This window comes from Nonomuraea sp. K271 (assembly GCF_009908215.1).
GTDB lineage: Bacteria > Actinomycetota > Actinomycetes > Streptosporangiales > Streptosporangiaceae > Nonomuraea > Nonomuraea longispora.
This window is the reverse complement of the sequence record NZ_JAAAHR010000339.1, coordinates 1-2,526: the sequence shown is the minus strand read 5'-3', so window position 1 is coordinate 2,526 and position 2,526 is coordinate 1. Positions and strand designations below refer to the sequence as shown.

Annotated in this window: 3 protein-coding genes; all 3 read left to right on the top strand. The window is 71.6% G+C overall.

The annotated features are described in order from the left end of the window. A partial coding sequence (locus GUY59_RS46670; protein WP_161715128.1) for a winged helix-turn-helix domain-containing protein occupies nt 1-305 on the top strand: 305 nt, incomplete at its 5' end. Further along, nucleotides 302-1,453, top strand: coding sequence for a sensor histidine kinase (locus GUY59_RS46665; RefSeq protein WP_138208818.1), 1,152 nt, complete (start codon nt 302-304; stop codon nt 1,451-1,453). The genes GUY59_RS46670 and GUY59_RS46665, both read left to right, overlap by 4 nt. Before the next feature lie 53 nt (nt 1,454-1,506). Next, on the top strand, nt 1,507-2,481 hold the full coding sequence (locus tag GUY59_RS46660; protein ID WP_161715127.1) for an ABC transporter substrate-binding protein: 975 nt from the start codon (nt 1,507-1,509) through the stop codon (nt 2,479-2,481). Nucleotides 2,482-2,526: the final 45 nt, after the last annotated feature.

Here is a 2,526-nt window from a genome sequence, read left to right as displayed (position 1 = left end):
CCCCGCCGCTGCCGCCCACCCTGACATGCGGGGACATCACCCTCGATCCGGCCCGCCGTATCGCCTTCCGGGCCGGCCGGCGCCTTGAGCTGAGCCCCCGGGAGTTCGCCCTGCTCGAATGCCTGCTCGCCGTACCCGGCCTGGTCATCTCCGCCGAGGAACTGCTCGAACGCGTCTGGGACGAGGCCGCCGACCCCTTCAGCAGCGCCGTCAAGCACACCATGCACCGGCTACGGGCCAAGCTCGGCGACCCGCCCGTGATCGAGACCATCCGCGAGGGCGGCTACCGCATCGGACCGTCATGACCACCCAGACGCTCACCAGAAGGTCCCTGCAGAAGCGGCTCGCGCTCGCCTACGCGGCGGGCATCTACGCCGCCGGAACCTTCGTGCTCATATTCGTCAACGTCCCGCTGGCCAGCGTCCAGGAGACCATGCCCGCGGGCCCCGCCTCATCCGGCACGGTCATCGAAACCGGGCCCGGACCCGGACCCGGACCCGGGATCAGCCTGCCCCAACTCCTCACCGGATCCGCAGTCGCCCTGGTCGTACTGATTCCCGTCGCCCTGGCTCTCGGCTGGTATGTCGCCGGCCGCTTCCTGCACCCGCTGCGCGCCATCACCACCACCGCCAGAATCATCTCCGCCGGAGACCTCCACCGGCGCCTCGACCTCGGCGAGCCCACGGACGAGCTGACCGAACTCGGCCACACCCTCGACGACCTGTTCGCCCGCCTGCAAGCCTCCTTCGACGCCCAACGCCACTTCGTCGCCAACGCCTCCCACGAACTGCGCACTCCACTCGCCGGCCTGCGCACCCTCCTCGAAGTCGCCCTCGCCGACCCCGACGCCGACGCCGAGGCCCTGCGCTCGGTCTGCCGGGAGGCCCTCGCTCTGGGCGAACACCAGGAGCGACTCGTCCAAGCGCTGCTCGCTCTGGCCACCAGCGAGCGCGGCGTCACCCGCCGGGACACTTTCGACCTCGCCCATGTCGTCGAAGGAGTGCTCGCCTCCCGCCGCGCCCAGGCCACGGAGCGAGGCATCGGCCTCGCCGAACACCTCGCGCCCGCGGTGACGGCCGGGGACCTGAGACTGATCGAAAGCCTCGTCGCCAACCTCGTCGACAACGCCATCCGCCACAACCACCCGGACGGACACGTAGAGATCACCACTCGGATCTCCGGCACGGAGGCGACCCTCACGGTCACCAACACCGGGCCGGTCATCACCGGCGACCAGATCCAGCGGCTCTTTCAACCCTTCCAGAAACTGGCGCCCGATCGTCACGGCCACAGCGACGGCTACGGCCTCGGCCTCGCCATCGTCAACGCCGTCGCACAAGCCCACCACGCCACCCTCACCACCAGCGCCCGCCCCGAAGGCGGCCTGTCCATCACCGTGCGTCTGCTCTCCCAGGAAGCCGACCGCCGCTCAACGTACGGCGCGACCTCCTGACTCACCGGCCACCTGCCGCCTCCGGGATGGCACCCGCGTTGCATGCTGAGGAGATGACGTCGCAGATCGCCGGACTCAGGCTCGGTGTGCCGGTGTCCCTGTCGGGGAGGTACGCACCCTTCGGCGAGCAGGTCAGGCTCGGGCTGGAGACCTGGCAGGCCGCCAAGGACGGTGCGGAGGTGGTCGTCGAGGACGATCGGAGCGATCCCGACGTGCTGGAGCGGGTGTTGCGCGGGCTGGCGGGCCGGTGCGATCTCCTGCTGGGGCCGTACTCCACGCATCTCATGCGCAGGGCGGGGCGGGTCGCGGCGGAGCTGGACCTGCTGGTGTGGAATCACGGCGGGGCGGGTGATGACGTGCAGGCCGCGTATCCCGGTCATGTCGTGTCGATCCCGGCGCCGGCCGGCGCGTACGCGGAACCGTTCGTGCGGCGGCTGGCCGAGGACGGCGAGCGCGACCGGTTGTGGGTCGTGCCGGGCAAGGGGAGTTTCGGACGGCAGGTGGCGGCGGGCGCCGAGCGGGCCGCGAACGAGCGCGGCATCCCGGTTACCCTTGCCGGGCCCGGTGACGCGCTGCCCGTCGGCGGGTCGTGGAATCTGCTGTGCTGCGGGTCCTTCGAGGAGGATGTCGCGGTGATCGGGAGGGCCGTCGGTCCGCGGAAGGTCTGCGCCGTGGCGGCCGGGGTGCGGGCGTTCGGGGAGGTGGTCGGCGATCCGTACGGGATTTACGGGGTCGGGCAGTGGTTCCAGGGTGGCGGTGGCGAGGCTGCGGTCGGGGTGTCGGAGCGCGGCTTCGTGGCCGCCTACCGGGAGCGGTCCGGGGTGGTGCCCGACTATCCGGCCGTGCAGGCGGTGGCCGCCGCCGTGGTCGCGACCCACTGCGCCACGCTGGCCGGAAGCACCGGGCGTGCGGCTTTGTGGGGCGTTGCCACCGCTTTGGAGACCACGACGCTATTGGGCGCCTTTCGCGTCGATCCGGGCAGCGGGGCGCAGGTCGGGCATCGGGCCGCGCTCACCCGCTGGTCGTAGCGGGCCGAACGAATGCCCCGGCCGTGGCGGTGACCGGTCGTGGTG